The sequence below is a fragment of the Psychrobacter fozii genome (assembly GCF_003217155.1).
GTDB lineage: Bacteria > Pseudomonadota > Gammaproteobacteria > Pseudomonadales > Moraxellaceae > Psychrobacter > Psychrobacter fozii.
The window spans coordinates 72354-92003 of sequence record NZ_QJSU01000002.1; the positions used below are offsets into that span (position 1 = coordinate 72354).

16 protein-coding genes are annotated in these 19650 nt (G+C 41.6%); 14 read left to right on the forward strand and 2 right to left on the reverse strand.

The window, feature by feature from the left end; all coding sequences use genetic code 11:
- The first annotated feature begins 369 nt into the window (after window positions 1-369).
- From DFP82_RS03115 to DFP82_RS03130, 4 genes are all read left to right on the forward strand, one after another.
- Window positions 370-1389 (forward strand): NUDIX hydrolase, encoded by a 1020-nt coding sequence (locus DFP82_RS03115; RefSeq protein WP_110922287.1) that lies wholly within the window; start codon window positions 370-372, stop codon window positions 1387-1389.
- A 170-nt stretch (window positions 1390-1559) separates the two neighbouring features.
- Window positions 1560-2420: a carboxylating nicotinate-nucleotide diphosphorylase gene (gene nadC, locus DFP82_RS03120; protein ID WP_110922288.1), complete on the forward strand. Its 861-nt coding sequence runs from the start codon at window positions 1560-1562 to the stop codon at window positions 2418-2420.
- Window positions 2421-2752: 332 nt separating this feature from the next.
- Entirely contained in the window at window positions 2753-3394 is a 642-nt protein-coding gene (locus tag DFP82_RS03125) for a MarC family protein (protein WP_110922289.1), read from the forward strand.
- Window positions 3395-3669: 275 nt separating this feature from the next.
- Window positions 3670-5052 (forward strand): NAD(P)-binding domain-containing protein, encoded by a 1383-nt coding sequence (locus DFP82_RS03130; RefSeq protein WP_110922290.1) that lies wholly within the window; start codon window positions 3670-3672, stop codon window positions 5050-5052.
- Between the two features lie 238 nt (window positions 5053-5290).
- Here DFP82_RS03130 and DFP82_RS03135 read toward each other — a convergent pair whose 3' ends face one another.
- Complete coding sequence (locus tag DFP82_RS03135) at window positions 5291-5893, reverse strand: LysE/ArgO family amino acid transporter (RefSeq protein ID WP_110922291.1); 603 nt, start codon at window positions 5891-5893, stop codon at window positions 5291-5293.
- A 183-nt stretch (window positions 5894-6076) separates the two neighbouring features.
- On the opposite strand from DFP82_RS03135, the gene DFP82_RS03140 reads away from it, so the two are divergent.
- The 3 genes from DFP82_RS03140 to DFP82_RS03150 all read left to right on the forward strand — a co-directional run bounded on the left by DFP82_RS03140 (window position 6077) and on the right by DFP82_RS03150 (window position 8309).
- Window positions 6077-6808, forward strand: a complete 732-nt coding sequence (locus DFP82_RS03140) for a hypothetical protein (RefSeq protein ID WP_110922292.1) — start codon at window positions 6077-6079, stop codon at window positions 6806-6808.
- Between the two features lie 220 nt (window positions 6809-7028).
- On the forward strand, window positions 7029-7712 hold the full coding sequence (locus tag DFP82_RS03145) for a hypothetical protein (protein WP_110922293.1): 684 nt from the start codon (window positions 7029-7031) through the stop codon (window positions 7710-7712).
- 45 nt (window positions 7713-7757) lie between these two features.
- Window positions 7758-8309 (forward strand): hypothetical protein, encoded by a 552-nt coding sequence (locus tag DFP82_RS03150; RefSeq protein ID WP_110922294.1) that lies wholly within the window; start codon window positions 7758-7760, stop codon window positions 8307-8309.
- Window positions 8310-8562: 253 nt separating this feature from the next.
- On the opposite strand, the gene rluB is transcribed toward DFP82_RS03150, so the two are convergent.
- Entirely contained in the window at window positions 8563-9510 is a 948-nt protein-coding gene (gene rluB, locus DFP82_RS03155) for a 23S rRNA pseudouridine(2605) synthase RluB (protein WP_110922295.1), read from the reverse strand.
- A 552-nt stretch (window positions 9511-10062) separates the two neighbouring features.
- On the opposite strand from rluB, the gene DFP82_RS03160 reads away from it, so the two are divergent.
- From DFP82_RS03160 to DFP82_RS03190, 7 genes are all read left to right on the forward strand, one after another.
- Entirely contained in the window at window positions 10063-11154 is a 1092-nt protein-coding gene (locus DFP82_RS03160; protein ID WP_181416232.1) for a polysaccharide biosynthesis/export family protein, read from the forward strand.
- Between the two features lie 9 nt (window positions 11155-11163).
- Window positions 11164-11640 carry a low molecular weight protein-tyrosine-phosphatase gene (locus DFP82_RS03165; RefSeq protein ID WP_110922296.1) on the forward strand — a complete coding sequence of 159 codons (477 nt, stop codon included), beginning with the start codon at window positions 11164-11166 and terminating at the stop codon, window positions 11638-11640.
- Window positions 11641-11671: 31 nt separating this feature from the next.
- Window positions 11672-13933, forward strand: coding sequence for a polysaccharide biosynthesis tyrosine autokinase (locus tag DFP82_RS03170; protein WP_110922297.1), 2262 nt, complete (start codon window positions 11672-11674; stop codon window positions 13931-13933).
- 54 nt (window positions 13934-13987) lie between these two features.
- A complete protein-coding gene (locus DFP82_RS03175; RefSeq protein WP_110922298.1) occupies window positions 13988-15991 on the forward strand; it encodes a polysaccharide biosynthesis protein in 2004 nt (667 codons plus the stop codon).
- Between the two features lie 73 nt (window positions 15992-16064).
- Entirely contained in the window at window positions 16065-17381 is a 1317-nt protein-coding gene (locus DFP82_RS03180; protein WP_110922299.1) for a lipopolysaccharide biosynthesis protein, read from the forward strand.
- A 69-nt stretch (window positions 17382-17450) separates the two neighbouring features.
- Window positions 17451-18467, forward strand: a complete 1017-nt coding sequence (locus tag DFP82_RS03185; protein WP_110922300.1) for a glycosyltransferase family 2 protein — start codon at window positions 17451-17453, stop codon at window positions 18465-18467.
- A complete protein-coding gene (locus DFP82_RS03190) occupies window positions 18460-19650 on the forward strand; it encodes a hypothetical protein (RefSeq protein WP_110922301.1) in 1191 nt (396 codons plus the stop codon). The genes DFP82_RS03185 and DFP82_RS03190 overlap by 8 nt, the downstream gene beginning before the upstream one ends.

Below are 19650 nucleotides of genomic sequence, written 5' to 3' on the forward strand. Positions count from 1 at the left end.
GATACCAACCTCAAAAATATGATTAGCCGTATTAAACTTGTTCAGTCTACTAGGCGTAGTACGGACGATCGTTTTGCTTGCTGTTCTTATTTTGAGGAGTAATAAAAGTCGCCTAAATACAGCTTTAAAGTAAACGAGCTTTTATTATGCTCATTTTGAGCATAAATACAAGTGGTTTTTTATATTCTACTTTCCGTACAGTAGGTATTTATGCAAAATATGCTCTGTCACTTTTGCATTCAGCTGCTTATATTTACATCGGTAGACTATGATATTTTTAGATTCAAGCTATACTGATTCGTACTACAAATAACAAGTGTAATGGCTTTCTTATTGCACGCTCAAAGTTAAAAGGTAATTACTAACATCATGACGTTGTCTTATTCACATGCGCATCAGCAGGGTAGCGGTACTACTGAGGTTGTTGCAGTTTTGGTTGCGATTACGGATCATACCGCCCGGGTTTTAACAGTTGATCAAGGCAAGTTATTGCCCAATGGACCACTCATGCCATTACATCGCTCACTGCAAGCTGGTGTGCGCCAATGGGTTGAGGAACAGACGCAGCAACCACTTGGCTATTTGGAACAGTTATATACCTTTGTTGATACCAATAGGCGTAATATTGATGGCCATGCATTGGTTTACGTAAGCTACTTGGGCTTGGTGCAAGAGACGCAAATGCAGGTGCTCCAAAGCAAAGCCCTATGGCGAGATTGGTACGATTATTTTCCATGGGAAAATCACCTAGATGGTATGCCAGCTATCATTATGGATTTTATTGTGCCGGCATTATTGGACTGGGCAAATAGTGTGCCAGACTCAATTGCTCAGCAGCGCCGTCGTCGTCAGCGTATTCATTTATGTTGGGGTGTAGATACTGAGGTTTTAGACTCGGTTCAAGATAAAAATACCTATCATCAATCAAGCACTACTAACGGTTATGACTGGGTCTCAGAGCATGTATTACTGCGCTATGAGATGCTTTATGAAGCAGGACTGATTCCAGAATCATCTAACTATCAGCCGCAAAAATTGCCAAAGCATTGGGCACAGATCATAGGTACACCGATGTACTATGATCATCGCCGCGTCATTGCGACAGCGATCTCAAGACTGCGCGCCAAGATTGAATACCGACCGCTTATCTTTGGTCTGATGCCAGATGTCTTTACGTTGTCGCAGCTGCAGCAGAGTGTAGAAGCGCTCTCAGGCGTGCGCTTGCACAAGCAAAATTTTCGCCGTCTGCTAGATTCACAAAACTTAGTGACAGAAACAGGGCAGAGTAGTAGTGCCCAGCGTGGTCGTCCTGCCAAGCTTTATCGCTTTTGCCACGATATCGAATTGCAAAGTTTATTGATGGATAGCAAATTGCCTAAACGTAAATAGGTTTAAATAAGCGGTAAATGCTCTCACGTTTTTATGACTATCCGCGTTTAGCCATTGCATGAAATACTTCATTTCCTTGCGGTACTGTCAACTTTACGCTATATTTATGCTCATTTTGAGTTTAATTAAATTGAACCGATATCAATATAATGCGTATATAGGGGTGACAAATGACTGTTAAAAAAGAACCTGCATTGGATGAAGTGTTGTTAAGACCTTTGGTAGAAACTGCCTTGACTGAAGACTTGGGCAGACGTGGTGATGTGACGTCTCAAGCGACTATCCCTGCTGATCTGCAAGCAAAACTAGAGATTAAGGCGCGGCAAGCAGGCGTGATATGCGGTATGGACTTGGCGCGTTTATCATTTGCTTTGGTTGATGCTCAGATTGAGTTTATCGCTCAAGTAGATGATGGTGAATTGGTTGAAGCGGGCACAGTATTGGCCAGTGTCAGCGGGAATGCACGTCATCTATTGACAGCCGAACGCACTGCGCTTAATTTTATGACGCACCTCAGTGGCATTGCTACAGATACCAGAAAAATTGTAGACAGTGTGGCGCAATATCCTGCGCAAATTACTTGTACACGTAAAACCATACCAGGCTTGCGTATTGTACAAAAATACGCAGTACGCTGCGGCGGCGGGCGCAATCATCGTCTAGGGTTGGATGATGCTATTTTAATCAAAGACAATCATATTGCTATCGCTGGTGATATAAAAACGGCCATTCAACAAGCCCAAGATTTTGCTGGTCATCTGATTCCAGTAGAAGTGGAAGTGGATACTTTGGAGCAGCTAGAGCAAGCGTTGGATGCTGGTGTGAGTTTGGTGCTTTTGGACAATATGTCCCCTGACGTGTTATCAAAGGCAGTAGCCATGTGTAAGGGTCGCGCCAGAACAGAAGCTTCAGGAGGTATTACTCCTGCGACCGTGGAAGCCGCCGCCAAGACAGGGGTGGACTTTATTGCGATGGGGTATTTAACTCACAGTACCACTGCATTGGATATTGGTTTGGATTTTAGCGCATAGGTTGGCGACTGAATTTTCATGGTAAAAAATCTATTTATCTTATGTATAAAGCTGATTAGAAGCGTTGCTCTGCACTTAACTTTTTTAATGAGATGGTACAGAGGAATTAGGGCATATCTTCATTTTTAACCCATTTAACAGTTATGATTCGAATTGAGGACACGCCTTAAGCAAAGTTAATGATTTTATTAGCTTATCTGCCTATGTTACAATACAAGCTACAATGCTATTTTTAGTCAGATATTGTTTTAGTTAGATATGGGGTCATCGTTGCACTCGCACGATGGCCTTGCTTTTTTCAGCAGTTGTATCAATAGACAAGCGAGCGCTCAGTGAATACTGAAATCATTAAGATAATCTTAGCCTTTATGGTGTTGATTAATCCCTTTAGCGCTTTGACGTTATTTTTGGATTTGACCCGCGGTTATTCAATGAATAATCGACGTAAAGTCGCGCGTGTGGCTTGTTTGACGATTTTTATCACCATCAGCTTTTTTACGGTCGCAGGTGAGACGCTACTAAAAGCGCTTGGTATCTCAATTGGCTCGTTTCAGTTGGCAGGTGGTATTTTGGTATTTTTGATTGCCCTGAATATGATGAATGGCGATGGTAATCCTGTTAAGCCTGATCAAGAAAACTTCGATGTCGATCATGTACAAGATTCGCCAGTCTCAATGGCAGCTGCTGTCGTTCCACTCGCTATTCCAATGATGATTGGACCGGGCGGTATCTCAACGGTGATTATTTATTCTTCACAAGTTTCTGGTGTACTACAAGTATCGGCCATATTAATAGCTGGGTTGTTGATCAGTTTGTTTTGTTATTTGGCATTGATGGCAGCAGGTCGTATTAGCCGTTTATTGGGTGATACGGGTCTGAACATTATGAGCAGAATCATGGGCATGTTGTTGGCGGCAGTTTCTATTGAAATCATCGTTAATGGCCTACGCACGCTGTTTCCTGCTTTAGTTTAACGAAAAAATTGATTGCCTGTACCTTTGTTTATTTTATTTAGAGTTACCCCTCAATTTTTAGGTTGTAAAGAAAGCTTATATCTTACTTCTACTATTAGCTAAAAAACCTTTAAAACGCCCCAAAATTATAAATATTCTATAAAAATGGCTAAAAGCGATTTTTATAGAATAGCTATGTCTAAAATAATGTTATCAATCACCAAAAGTATCCGAAAAAATGCTACCTATAAAAATATGTTACAGTGGAGGAACAACTAATATTATAGGAGTTAAACTTGAGTAATAAAAGAATTGCTATTTTAGGGGCAGGTCCAAGTGGTCTAGCACAATTACGCGCTTTTGAAGCAGCACGATTGGCTGGTGCAACCGACTTACCTGAGATAGTTTGTTATGAAAAGCAAAATGCTATCGGTGGTATGTGGAATTATAGCTGGCGTACTGGTTTGGATAGAAACGGTGAACCCGTTCACGGCAGTATGTATCGTTATTTGTGGTCGAATGGCCCAAAAGAATGCTTAGAGTTTGCTGATTATTCATTCGATGAGCACTTTGGTGATGCCATCCCTTCATATCCGCCACGTGAAGTCCTAAAAGACTACATCATGGGCCGTATCGACAAGCAAGACATCCAAAAGTATATCCGCTTTGAATGCCCAGTACGTTGGGTCTCATTCGACGATGACACGCAGAAATTTACTGTGACAGTCATGAACCATAAAACCAATGAGCAAGAAGTCGAAGAATTTGATTATGTCGTGGTAGCGACGGGTCACTTTTCAACACCAAATATGCCATATTTTGAAGGTTTAGAAACTTTTCCAGGTCGTATCCTGCATGCTCATGATTTCCGTGATGCATTAGAGTTCAAAGATGAAGATATCTTGCTCATTGGCAGTAGTTATTCAGCTGAAGATATTGGTACACAGTGTTATAAGTATGGCACCAAATCAGTAACCATTAGCTATCGCACACAAGCACTGGGTTATGACTGGCCAGAGGGTATCAAAGAAGTGCCGCTTGTCACCCACTTTGAAGATGACGTGGCGCATTTTGCCGATGGTACTAGCCAAAAATTTGACGCAATCATTATGTGCACAGGTTACCTGTTCCATTTCCCGTTTATGCCGGATGAGCTACGCTTGCAGACACATAATTGCTTATATCCAGCCAATCTATACAAAGGGACTTTTTGGCAGCCCAATCCAAAGCTCATTTACTTAGGCATGCATGATCAGTATTTCACCTTTAACATGTTTGATGCTCAAGCGTGGTATGCACGTGATGTCATCATGGATGATATCGAGCTGCCTGATTTGGCGACTCGTGAGGCCGACGAAAAAGAATGGTTAGCAACGTATGCTAAGTGTGTCACGGTCAGCGACTCAATTGACTTCCAAGCCGCTTATATTCGTGATTTAACCAATGCGACAGATTATCCAGAGTTTGCAGTAGAGAAGCAGGGTGAAATCCTAAAAGAATGGCAAAAAGATAAGACCGACAATATCATGACTTTTAGAGAAAAAGGCTATCGTTCAACATTGACGGGTACGCTATCACCCGAATTACCAGAGCCTTGGCTAGATGTCCTTGATGACTCGCTTGAGCACTTTTTGAACTTAACGCTTGTTAAGCCTAAAAAGCGCAAGAAAGCATCATAGATAGTCGCTGCTACAAAGAGTAGGGGCCGTAAAAAATTAGTTGCTATTAAAAGCATCTGATATAAAAAATAAAAAGCCAAATACGTTTAGATGTATTTGGCTTTTTTGTGAACGGTATTTTTAGCTACTATAGTCGGTTTAATATAATGTGGATACAAGGAAGGCGAGTGAAAGTACTATAATTAGTAGACTAAGCGAGACTGACACGGTATCCAACCTATAGAGGATTGACGATATATTAACTATTATACAAGTGCCAAGCCAAGTACAGCATCAGTATGCCCACCAATCCGTCAAGTATATTCCATGCCTTTGGTTTGGAAAATAACGGTCTAAGCAATCGTGCAGCATAACCCAAAGCAAAAAAGAAAAAGAACGAAGCACTGACAGCACCCACACCAAAGGCCAATTTGCTACTAGCACCCGTTGAAACCATGCCGACGAGCACCAATGTATCTAGATAGACGTGCGGGTTGAGCCAGGTAAAGCCAAAACACAGCAACAGTGCTTTTTTCAAGCTGGTAACGGCTTGACCATCGACAGTTAACGCATGTGAGCGTCGAACACTAGCATATAAACTTTGCAAACCGTAAACGAGCAAAAACAACGCACCTGCGAATCTGGCAATATCTACTGCATGTGGATAACGAGCGGTTACAGCACCAAAACCAGCAACGCCCGCTGAGATTAACAACGCATCGCTAATGGCACAGAATAAGCAGATAAAAAAGATGTGTTCACGTTTGATGCCTTGTTTAAGTACAAAAGCATTTTGTGATCCAATTGCTAAGATAAGCGATAGCCCAAGCAAAAAGCCAGAGGTATAATCGGTCGCGTTCATAGTAAAGTGCTTATCATTTAGAGAGTAGATGTTTTTAGGGTGTCGGAATATTGACACTTTGCTTACTGGCAGTGCCAAAAAAAGCTGTTAAGATACGTCATTGAATCAATATATGCAATACTTGCACAATACGAGTGCACGGAACGAGAGGCAAAGTAGGTCATGGTGGTAAGTTTGACAAGAATGCTAAAGTCATTTGGGCAAGCTCAAGAAGACCTGCCAACACAAGCGGCTAAAAATGCTCAACAGATGAGTGTCAGTCAAGATATAGAGATGGAGGGTAGCAATGATGAAAACGATCAAGCTATCAGTCAGCGCTCTGTGCTTACGCCACCTGAGCGTGCAGGTCGTATTCGTGATGCATTAGCACAAGTGAGTGATATTCGAACGCCGACGCCCTTGACCGATCGCTATTTGTCCAATCGTGCCCAAATGCGCCCGACCAATAGACCTCCTTTTGACCCAGATACTTTGTGGTATCTCAAACATGGACGCTGTCCGATTATGACTGAGCTTGTTGATGTGGTCGATGAAGCCACCCTAAATGCCATGCCTATTGAGGCTGTCGCAATTCTAGATCGAATTAATGGTAAATTGAAGCGTTACCGTGAATGGAGCAGCGAGCTCAACGAGCAGCAACAGCAGCAACATAATGAGCGTCAGTTCGTCATCGATAAGCTGGTGTCTGAGAGTATTCCAGAAGCGCTGCATCATTATGAGCAACTACAACGGTTCAGCCCACATCGTACCAAAAACAATATGGTACAAGGCAAGATGACTGCAGGGGATATGCTGACCGATTTGTTTCTTGAGATTGATTATGAGCTTGATGAGTTGCTAGATGAGCTGCATCAAACGGTAATGAATCGTCTGGCCTCAACGCATCGTTATGTCAAAAGCCGCACGAAAAGTTAGTTAACAATGGCTTAAATGATCATTGTCAACTTAAGATAGCTAAGTGCCATTAAATCCAATCGACTCACTATGATGCATAACAATATAGGGCTTTAATAAAGCCTTATTTTTTTGTTTAATAATAGCAACTCATAAAAATATGAAAGGCCTAAGCATCAAGACTTATCAAAAATAATAATAAGCTTGCCACAAAATTCTACTAAATAATAAGGACAGTCTAATGACCCAAGTTACTGCGATGTTTGTCATGTTTGTTTTGTATGGGCTGTTGCCAGTCGCTGGGTTATACCTAGGGTATCGTGGTATCAAAAAATTCACCGCGCCCAAAATGCTTGAATATAAAGCGATGCCGCAGTTGGGTTATATCCCTGAAAAGAGTCTACCTGTGGAAGTTAAAACAGCTCTTGAGCAAATCAATGAAAAAGGTGAGAAGCTGCGTGTCATTTATGGTGATACCAATAATGATGGAAAGATTGATGATAAAGATACCGTCACCGAAACGTATATCATGATTCAAAATTTAATGGACAGGCATGTGCCACTTGCCGTGGCGGACTATCGCCGCTTGCACGACTTAGATGGTAAGGACGGTGCACTCGCTGATACGACCAAAATTAAGCACTCTAACGTCACTGGTAAAGAGGCGCTGCTAGATGTACTAAGTACGATTAATACGCAGTTCGATGATCTGCTCAATGCCTCCTATCATCAAGATGGACAAAAACTGCTCGCGACCAATCGCTATTTACAAAAACGCTTTGACAATCCTACTGGTAATACGGAGATTCGAAAGCTCGATAGCAATGTCAGTAGTGCCAGCAGTGATGTGAGCAGTGATGTAAGTATTCAAGCGATTGAAAGCCCAACGGCTACCAATGTAAGTGCTGAAGACATTAAACTATAAATGCAGGGTTTTATGATTAAAGGATAGAATGAAGAGTAAGTGTATATGAGCATCTTAATAGGCATTGGCATTGTAACGACAGTCACTACCTTTTATTTGGGTAAAAAAGGCTGGCAAGCTTTCCACAAAGCTGTCGGTATTAAGCCAGGTGTGCTTGTCTATCAGGATTATGATGCTCCTCTATCATTATCCAAACTCAGTTGGCAGCAACTAAGTTTAAATAAGAGACATCTGCAAAATCTGCCAGAGCGTCAATTGTACCAACTGCAACGTATTGATGAAAGAGTGAATCACTATCAAGCGTATCAGAAATCACTAAAAGCTCAGCATAAGACGCCTGCCATAACAGAAGAGCAGTTTGTATTGAATAAGATGCTGCATACTCGGCTTCCAGAAATGTTAGCCAGTCATTACCATTTAACAAATATAAGTGCTAACAATAGGAATGACGAAAAGAAAATAGAAGCCAATGAGTTATTACAGAGCGTGTTAAATAATATTGAGCAGCGTTTAGATAAGTTACTGGCGCAAATGGATACGCAGCAGTTGCAGGAATTGCGAGTCATGAAAAACTATATCAACAGTCATGATAGCTAAGTCTACGTCATTAGATTTATAACGACTTACTATAAATGATACAAAAAAAGCTGCCAATGATGAATAATCACTGGCAGCTTTTTTTATGCGTCACTTTAAACCTATAGCTTTGAAACTATGAATTTAAAGCTCTAAAGTCACTGTCATGCCATTCACAAAAATTAGAGTAGCAAGGAAACCGAGTGCAAGTACTACGAATGGTAGACTAAACGAGTTTGACACAGCTAATCGCACTTTTTGAGTTTGGTATTACCTAGCGTTTATCGTTGCGGTCACGGGTATTACGCGTACCACGGCTGGCAGGACTAGCACTACTTTTAGGTTTTGCGCTGCTGTTGCGATTGTCGCTACCACTGCGGGTATCACTACGACTGTCAGTAGCGCGACGCGCTTTAAGCGGCTTGCTTCTGATACGCTCTTGCTTCTCTTTCGCTGCGCCATGCAGACCCGTACCATAACGAGGACGCAAGCTTACTAAATCAGTCAAGGTATTGATGTCTTTTCTGTCGAGTTCTAAGAAACGACCAGTACGTAACTCTTTTGGTAGGGCAATCGTACCGTAGCGCGTGCGTAGTAGACGGCTTACTTTTAGGCCTTGTGATTCAAACAAGCGACGTACTTCACGGTTACGGCCTTCTTTTAGCTGGACGTGATACCATTTGTTGACGCCTTCACCGCCACCGTCTTTGATATCTTCAAACTTTGCAAGGCCATCTTCTAGCATGACGCCAGCCGTTAATGCACGGGCAATCTCAGGTGTCACTTCACCCAATACACGTACCGCATATTCACGAGTGACTTCACCAGATGGATGCATCAAGCGATGCGCCATTTCACCATCATTGGTAAACAATAACAGCCCCGTTGAGTTGATGTCCAAGCGTCCGACCATGACCCAGCGATCATGAGTCAGCTTTGGCAAACGCTCAAAAACGGTTGGGCGACCTTCTGGATCTTTAGCAGAACAAACTTCGCCTTCAGGTTTGTAATAAGCGATAACACGGCGACGCTTCTCGTTTTCAGAGGTGTATTTAATCTGACGGCCATCAACGCGAATCTCATCGCCTTGCTCAACACGATCACCAATAGTTGCAGGTCCGTTATTGACAGTGACGCGACCAGCTTTGATGACTTCTTCCATCTGACGGCGTGAACCAAGTCCCATGCGGGCGAGGGCTTTCTGTAATTTTTCGTCTTTCATAATCATAACCTTGAGTCGGTGGGTTTACATTTCTCAATGTAAAATTTTTTGGATTGACTATTCTACGCTATTTTGATGGCTTTAGCACGCAAACCTGTTGTTACTAATTATATAAGTTGTTGTTATGAAAATAAAATTGAATAAAAGTTTATTAATTATATACAGCTATTTCAACCAGATATCGGCTCAACTATATCGAGAATTATATTTTTATAAAAAATAGCCTTGTTTAATTGATACTAAATTATCGGTTGAATATAAAGTGCGACATCAATTTTTAAAAGTCACAGAATTCTTACTTGTATTCTTTGCTATCTGCTCACTATTTTATCCTACCAGTTGTGTCTACTTCTAAATAAATTGGTTAGGCATTGTTGTAAAAGGGCTGTATTAAAAATATAAAATAATTAGACGTAACTATATGAGGATTTATAAATATTGCGTTGTGTATAGTTTGAGTGTATATTTGATATATACATTCTTTTTAGTGAATATACTTATCATAGTGAGCGGCTTCGATTTTATGCAATATTATAAATATGAGTAACTGTTATGGTTTATAAATACATCATTTCTGTACGCAAGCGCTTTGTAATGACGAGCATTGTTGGCTTGTTATTAACACTCTCACTTGCGAGTTGCACAGTCAATTCAGGACTTCAGTCTGGAGATGTGCCAGAATCAGGTGCATTTACTGCAGAAAATGGACTACAGTTTTATATTCAACCTTTGAATTTGGCGACCTTGCCACGTACAGAAGCCATTACCCCAGATCAGGATTTATATCATTTAATAAAAACGTCTGGTCGAGTCAGTTATGGAATTTCTAAAGGTGACATTCTCAATATCATACTTACCAGTTATCCAGACATTAATGCATCGACATCTAGCCTAACCGTTGATCAGCAAGGCTTTATACAGTTCCCATTGATAGGACGCATTCAAGCCAGCGGAATGAGTGTGCCGCAATTCACCGCAACCTTACAAAGTAAACTACAACGCTATCTGAAATACTCAGATCCTCAGGTCAAAATTATCAACTATCGTGGCAGCAAGTTTTTCGTTGATGGTGAAGTCAAAGAGTCTGGTGAGTTTACGATTGCTGATGTGCCAATCTCCGTATATGGGGCAATCTCTATGGCAGGTGGTACCACTGATGCTGGTGATTCAAACCATATTGTATTAAATCGCCAAGGCAAGAGTTACAAGCTAGGTATCCAATCATTACAGCAAATGGGACTGTCTGCCAATCAAATATATTTACAAGATGGTGACGCCATTCATGTCAACAGCCAAAGTCGTAATAGAGTCTATGTATTGGGTGAGTTTGGCAAAATTGAACCAGTTTCTATTCCTGAGCAAGGGCTGAGCTTGGCACATGTGTTAGGCGAGTCGAACGGGTTAAATTCCAATACCGCCAATGCTGCAAAAGTATACATCGTTCGTGATAACCCGCAATCACAATATACACATATTTATTATGTCGATATGCAGAGCCTCACAAGTTTGGCATTGGCTAGCCGTTTTGACATGCAGGCCAACGACATACTTTATGTAGATCCAACAGGTTTAGCACGCTGGAATCGTATTATCAGCGCCATTCTTCCCTCAACATCAGCAATCAATCTGATTTCAGGGATATAGGAGTCAATCATGAATACGTTTGACAGTATCTTAGTCGTCTGCGTTGGCAATATATGCCGTAGTCCTATGGCCGCTGCTATTTTGACAGAGCGCTATCCAGATAGGCACGTAGACTCTGCGGGTCTATCAGCGTTAGTAGGGCACTTTGCAGATATCAAAGCAATAGAGTTGATGACCATTCACGATATAGATATTAGCTCACATATTGCCAAACCCATCAGCGAAGCGTTAGTCAGTCATGCAGATTTAATTTTGACGATGACAACTAGTCAAACCAAGTGGATTGAGAATCGGTGGCCACATTGCCGTGGCAGAATTTTTCGAATTGGGCATTGGATTGATAAAGATATTGTAGATCCTTATCAGCAGGATAAATCGGTATTTGAGACGAGTAGACAAGATATTGACGACAGTCTTGAACAGTGGGCTATTAAGATGAGTCAAGCGACTGAAATAAAAGAGCTGAAGGTTAGTGAGTGCTATTAAGCGATAAACATTGGGTAGTGAGTATATGGTTATGAATAAAACAGATTCAAAAAACCTATCAATGCCTACGGGCAAAAAAGACACTGACGACATCGACTTAATGGCGCTGGTTTTAGTATTGCTGCGCGGTTGGAAAATAATAGCGCTCATGGTGGTATTGGGTTTATTGATAGGCTTTTTGTATACCCGTCATGTCAATCCAACGTTTAAATCAGATGCGCTGATACAAATTGAAGAGAATGCCCAAGGGGTAGAAGCACTTGGCGCGAGTATCTCAGAGTTGGTCGGTGCAGAAACAAGCAAAGCAGAAACAGAAGCAGAGCTTATAAGATCACGCATGATACTAGAGCCTGTGGTAGATCTACTGCATCTGCGTATTAGACTCACGGATCCTAATATTGGATATATTGATACGATCAAAAGAAATTATATAGAGACTCAAGTTAATACAACCGATGAAGTGTCACTGAATACCGAAAACGGCGTAGTAGAAATCATTCAGTTTGATGTGTCGAAAGCTTATTTGAACCAATCTTTTACTTTGATTAGATCTGCCACTGGATTTGTTTTGAGCAATGGTTTGGATAACTTTAAAGGTCAGCTAGGTAAGCCGTATCAGTTTAAAGGGGCAAAAGGTCAGATTAACATCACCGTGACCGGATTACCGACGGGTAATTACCCGATTAGTATTAGTAAGCAGACGTTAAAAGCCACGACAGATAGTATCAATAGCGCCCTAACGGTTGAAGAAAAAGGTCAAAGCACGGGTATTATCCAGCTATCGATGACGGGTACAAACCAAGAGCAAATCACGACCATACTCAATCAAATAGTTCGATCTTATGTGGACCAAAACCAGTCACGCGGCTCTGAAGAAACCACTAAAACGCTCACCTTTATGGAAACGCAGATACCGCTATTAAAAGGGAAGCTAGAAGCGTCTGAAGCACTATTTAATGATTTTCGCAAAAAACACGGCACTATCGATGTGGCTCAAGAGGCTGGTTTATTATTAAGCGAAAAGTCTCGGATTGACGGGCAGCTCAATGATCTTAAGCTCAAAAAAGCAGACTTGACCACTTATTATACGGAAGAGCATCCCTTGGTCGTCCAAATTAATGAGCAGCTCAAAGTACTGAGTAATAGAACGAGACAAATCGAAAATACGGTGTCAGGTCTACCTGAAATTCAACGAGAGTTTTTAAAGCTATCAGAAGATACCGCCATCAATAGAGAAATCTATCTGACGTTACTCAAGAATTATGAACAACTAAAAATCGTGAAAGCGGGCCAAATCGGCTATGCTCGTGTCATCGATACACCCACCAGTACCTTTAATGCCATTGCCCCTAATAAGCTACAAATCATGATGCTAGCCATATTGGTCGGCACGATGCTTGGGGTAATATTGGTTTTACTCAGAAACTTAATGAGGACGGTTGTAAAAGATCCAGAGCGCTTAGAGTCTAAGACAGGTATTCCGGTGATTGCCACTATTTCGCGCTCACCTTTACTGTCCAGACTGAGTAAAAATAAAAAAACCACTGATCGAATGCTTGCTCATGTTGACCACAGTAGTTTGAGTTATGAAGCCATTAAAAGCTTGAGAACAAACCTGATGTTTGGCATGCCAACAGGCGCAGTGGCTGGCGAGTCCGCACAAGTCATATTGATTACTGGAGAGAGCCCAGGTGTCGGCAAGTCCTTTATCGCGGCCAATTTATCTGAGGTGTTTGCACAGCTTGATAAAAAGGTTTTGATCATTGATGGTGACATGCGCTTAGGTGCGCTGCATAAGATGTTTAAGCTGAGCCCGCAAGACGGTCTCGCCGATTATTTGTTGCAGAATAAAAAGAGTGCGTCTCCGATTAACGGTATTCAAGCCGCCAGCGAAGTATCTAGTCCAGAGATTGAGACTTTTATTCATCCTACTGGCATGGAAAACATTGATTTTATATCGCGCGGACAGTCGTCAAATAATCCTACTTCATTATTAATAGGTCAAAATTTCAACCAGCTAATGGAAGTGCTGAAGACGCAATATGACTATATTGTCATTGACTCACCACCGATATTGGCAGCTTCAGATGCGATGGTGTTGGCGCAACATGCGGACAAGGTGCTTATCGTTACTAAATTTAATCGCTCAGTAGAAGGTCAGTTGATGTATGCGGTCAAGCAAATGAGTAAAGCCAATGTGCAAGTGGATGGCATTATTCTCAATGATGTACAGCAAAGCCGTATGAACAAATACAGCTATCATTACCATTATTCCTATGGAAATAACCGCTAATTCGTATTTTGTGGTTGTTCATTATCATCAATACAACTTAAGTGAGTGGATCTTATGTTTATAAAAACAGAGTCTAACAATGCTTATCGGTCGACTGGTGAGTTGCATCAATGGTCGAAGCGTGCGGCTCTGCTTTTATTGTCATTACCACGGTTTGTCAAATGCTCTATTTTATTTAGCATAGATTATGCTGTATCAATTTCTTGCTTATTTTTAGCATTGGCATTACGACAAGGGTATGTAGCGCATCATGTCAGTCTTATAATATTGGTTTCATATGCATTTATCCCTGTGGCGAGCCTGTATCTTATCGGGTTTTATAGAGGTGCTTCTAGAGGTTTTTTTGATGCAGTAATGGGTCGTGTATTACAGTTGTTTTTGTTGCTTATTATCGTCTACCAAGTGCTTATCTATGTAAACCCACTGTCAATGATACCGCGCTCTGTACCCATCATATTTCTATTTTCTTTTTTTATCTGGTTATGGAACAGTCGCCTGATAATCCGTACCTTTTTGAAACGGCTGCAGAAAACAGACAGAAAATGTCGTCCAAATGATTGCTGCGATAATGTAATTATTTATGGCGCAGGAGAAGCGGGTAGAGAACTGCTAGAAAGCTTGAGACATTCCCATAAATATAACGTGGTGGCATATATCGATGATGATCAACAGCTGACGGGTGCTTATTTACATGGTAAAAAAATATATGCTGATCATGCTTTGCCATTGTTAATAGAGAAGTTTGCTGTGGCACAGGTGATTTTGGCGATGCCATCTATGAGCCGTGCCCGAAAAAAGCAGATTATGGATAGCCTATCAGGTATTTCTGTGAAGATAAAAGACCTACCGAGCTTACGAGAGTTGGCAGACGAGCGGGTGACGGTCAGTCATATACGCCCTGTCGATATTTTGGATGTGCTTGAACGAGATACTGTTGAACCAGTCGCTGAGTTGCTACAAAAAAACATCACTGGCAAAAACGTCCTCGTGACAGGTGCTGGAGGCTCTATTGGTAGTGAGTTGTGTCGGCAAATCATTAAAAATAAGCCTAGATGCTTGGTGTTATATGAGCAGTCTGAATATGCTCTATACACGATAGATCAAGAGCTTAGAAATAAAAAGACAGAAAATATTGATTATCAAGATATTGAGATTATTAGTATTATTGGAAACGTGGGTAATGAAAAAAAATTAATCAATATATTCAAAATTAACCATATAAATACGATTTATCATGCAGCTGCCTACAAGCATGTCCCGATTGTTGAGTCCAATCCTTTTGAGGGCACGATTAACAATACCAAAGGCACCTATCATTGTGCTCGTGCTGCGATACAGGCCAAAGCGGATACCTTTGTATTGATTTCTACGGACAAAGCGGTGCGACCTACTAATATTATGGGGGCATCCAAACGTTTGGCGGAGTTGGTTTGCCAAGGATTGAGCCAGCATAGTAGTCACACTTGTTTTAGCATGGTGCGTTTTGGCAATGTACTAGGATCTTCAGGCTCTGTTGTACCGTTATTTACCAAACAGATTGAGCAGGGTGGTCCGATTACCATCACTCATCCAGACATAACACGCTACTTTATGACGATTCCAGAAGCGGCCAGTTTGGTGATTCAGGCAGGTGCTATGGCATTTGGTGGAGAAGTGTTTGTACTTGATATGGGTGCACCCGTCAAAATTGTGGATCTTGCTAAGCGTATGATTCGTCTGACTGGCTGCGAGTTAAAAGATGCGAGTAATCCTAACGGAGATATCGAAATTGTGTTTACTGGATTGAGGCCGGGTGAGAAGCTCTATGAGGAGTTAATCATAGGCGAAGATAATATCGAAACCACGTTTCATCCGTTAATCATGCAAGCAATGGAGCATAGCTTTCCTTTAGAAGATATCGAAAATGTTTTGTTTGAATTTATAGAAAAAGCCAAACAACAGGATGTGGCATGGCTAAAAACACAATTTAGAGCGTTTGTGGAAGGTTATCGAGAAGGGGATGATGTCAGGGTTGAGGTCGAAAAACTGACATCATCGCTGGTAGATGAGATTGGTTAATACAGTAGATAGCTAACCGCGAGACTGTTAATTCTTTATAAGTTCTATGAAGTATCAAATTGGATGATGAGCAATGGCCTCTGAAGTGTTGTTATCGATACAGAACGTAATCAGTCGATTGAAAACTAGTCACTTTGTACGAGATGTGGCCATGGTTGGCGGCGGTATTGCGGCTGGTCAGGCAATCGCTATGATCTTTATGCCGTTTCTCACCAGATTATATAGCCCTGAAGATTTTGGTATTGCTGCCACCTTTGCCGCAATCATCAGTATTATTACTCCGATTGCGACCATGGGTTATGCCAATGCCATTGTGATGCCTGATAGTGACGAGGATGCTGCAGCCATTATCAGGTTGTCTGTGTTACTCAGTTTGTTTGTCGCTGCTATATCGTTCATCGTTGTCTATTTTGGTAATGTTTATTTGGCACGATGGACGGGTATGGAAAGTACACCATACATGTTGTATCTCATACCTTTGACGCTATTGGCAGGCGCGTTTCTATCTGTTGCTGATCAGTCTGCTATCAGAGTAGGTTTGTTTAAAGCCAAAGCTCGCGCTTATGTAGAGAGCAAGCTTGTGACAGATACCAGTAAGTTGATAGGGGGTATGTGGGCCCCCTCTGGTATGTTGCTTATTTTATTAACGATAGCAGGGCAGCTCACGAATTTTATGATGCAGATGCTTCGTGTGCCTAGGATTGGTGTATTAAATGTCCGAAATTGGTTTGGCACGGTTGGTATCCGTAACGCCGCTATATCTCAGCGTGACTTTGCCATATATCGCATGCCACAGAGCATGCTTAATGCTGCTTCAGTAGGGTTGCCAACTATCTTATTAGCATCACTATTTAGTGCTTCTTCTGCTGGGCAGTATTCGTTGGCTGTTCTTGTGCTCGGCGCACCAGCGATGTTGTTAGGCCAAGCTGTTGGAGAGGTTTTCTATCCTAAGATTACGCGTGCGATCACAGCAAAGTCACCAGAAGCTTATCAGTTTTTATTAAAAGTGACGGTAATTCTATTGGTGGTTGGTATTGTTCCATTTGGTACAGTGTTCGTTTTTGGCGATTATCTTTTTTCTTTAGTGTTTGGCGCAGAGTGGGCATTAGCAGGTAGTTATTCGCAGTGGCTTTCTATTTGGCTTTTGACCAGCTTGGTATCGGGTGCCAGTACTGCGGCATTGCCAGCATTACGTTTGCAGCGTTTTCTTTTAATTAGAGAAGTGTTTGCAGTGATATTTCGTGCTGCAGCGCTGTATATAGGTTTCTACGTTTTTGAGTCAGATATGGTCGCTATTGCCCTGTTCTCATTTGTTGGGGTCTTGCTTAGTTTATCTATCGTTTATGTCGCTTTTCGACGTCTTGTTCATATCCATGAAGTGCAGCAGTAGGTAAATATCTTGACTGCGTTGGATGGCACAAAGGATATGCATTAGAAGTCTCAACTCAAGAGGCTCACTATGATTTCAGTTATTATCGCCGCATTTAATGCCGCTGCTACTATTGATCGTTGTATTAGTAGTATTGACGTTGCGAAAAAAAGCCATGAGATTGAGTTGATAGTTATTGACGATGGTTCTAAAGATGAGACTGCTAGGTTATTGCATAGGTGGGAGAGTGATAGGGCGTGGATTACGGTGAAATATCAAAAAAATAGTGGCGTGGCAGACGCTCGTAATACTGGGCTTGATATCGCGACTGGTAACTACATCGTTTTTATAGATGCGGACGACACTATCGACGATTGGTATTTTGACTTTGTCATTGCACAAGTGATTGATCGGGATATCGAGATGTTGGCGTTTGGTCATAAGCGCATCATGCTAGATGGCTCTGTTATCGAGCGCCATAACATTTCAGCAGAATATTCACGGCAAGATATTGAGAGTTTGCAACTGAGAGTGACAGAGAATAGAAATATATATTGGTATGTAACTACCAAAGTTTATAGCAAAAGCCTGATAGCGGATTTACGGTTTAATTGTGACGTAAAGCTTGGTGAAGATGGTATTTTTAATATTGAGTGCTTGGATAAAGCGAACCATTTATCTGTCGTACCCGACTGTCCATATAACTACTATGAAAATGCTACTTCGATGACGAGTTTGCAATATAAGCCAGGGCTGTTGGAGTCTATTGAAGCAGACTATAAAGCCAGAGTTAGGATACATGACTGGTCTATCAGTGCTACTGAGAAGCAAGTGTTGCTATCAGATTTTGCTCGTAGTTATATCGAGCATATGCTGCCATATTTACTCAATAATTTGGCTCATATTCAGATGAGAAAACGCCATGCAGAGTTGATAAAAATACGCCAGTCTTTCGTTTATCAGAACTGTTTACTGCACTATCATCAACAACACCCAGCGCGAGGCATTCGTATCTTGATTTCATGTTTTTCACGACATTGGTATGTTATGACATTGGTTTTTCTTCAACTGTCTTGGACTAAAGCAAAGGTAAAAAGACATGTTTAATATTGATTTGTTTCCTCAGGCATTAAAGAGTGATGAAAGCGGACAGACTCGTTCTTGTTTGCTGAAACAAACGGCTGCGAGCGAAAATTCTACCGAACAAGAATTGTGGTTTGCGTATCCTATTAATTTACCAATGCCAGAAGACGATGATTGCGACTCTTATTTGTTAGCCACATTGTTGCCTGCGATGCAGCTGCGTGCGGCTATTCGTGTCCATGGCAGCGTGTCCCACGAGCTATTAGCCAACCTGACAGAACTACAGTATGTCTGGAATAAATGGTTACCAGAGCGTTATTTTCTGATTGATATACAAGTTGATCGTATTAGAGAGAGCAACGTACAAGTAGATGGTGCGATTGCTGCATTTTCTGGTGGCGTTGATGCTCAGTTTACCGCTTATCGTCATGCGACAGGTAGAGCAGGATACGCCACACGAGCTATTAAAGCTGGGGTTTTTGTGCATGGCTTTGATATACCTTTAGAGGATACCGAAGGCTTTGCCAGTGCAGCAAAAATAGCGGCAAAAGCACTCGCAGATATCAATATCGAGCTATTGCCAGTTGAGACAAATATTCGCACGCTTTGGTCTATCAACTGGGAAGACTATCATGCTGCTGCTATTGCCTCAGTATTATGCGGCTTGAAACGATATGCAGGAATTGGGCTCATTGGTAGTGGTGATTCTTATGACGTATTAATTAGTCCTTGGGGCTCACACCCAATCACTGATCCACTGCTGAGTTCTGGCGACTTTAGAGTGATTCATGATGGCGCTGGTTTTAGTCGTTCAGAAAAGCTTCAAACTCTTTCAGCATGGCCCTTGGGTATTGAAAGCCTGCGTTTCTGTTGGGCGGGTGAACAGAATGATAGCAACTGCGGCCGCTGTGAGAAATGTGTTAGGACGCGTCTCAACTTTTTGGTCGCAGGTATAGATAACCCTCAATGTTTTAGTGAACCCATTGATTCATCACTTTTTAAATCAATAGCTCTAAAGAGCAAGGCTGTCAGCATAGATTGGAATCTAATTCGTCATGAGATGATTAAAACGGGTAGAGGTCTTGAATGGCTGCCATACATTGAAAAAGCACTCAAACGTAAACCGCCTCCTAACTTGAATAGATTGTTTCCTTTTGGTTCAAGACGTCGTATGTGGGTGAAAAAAATGTTAATGAGAAACAAATAA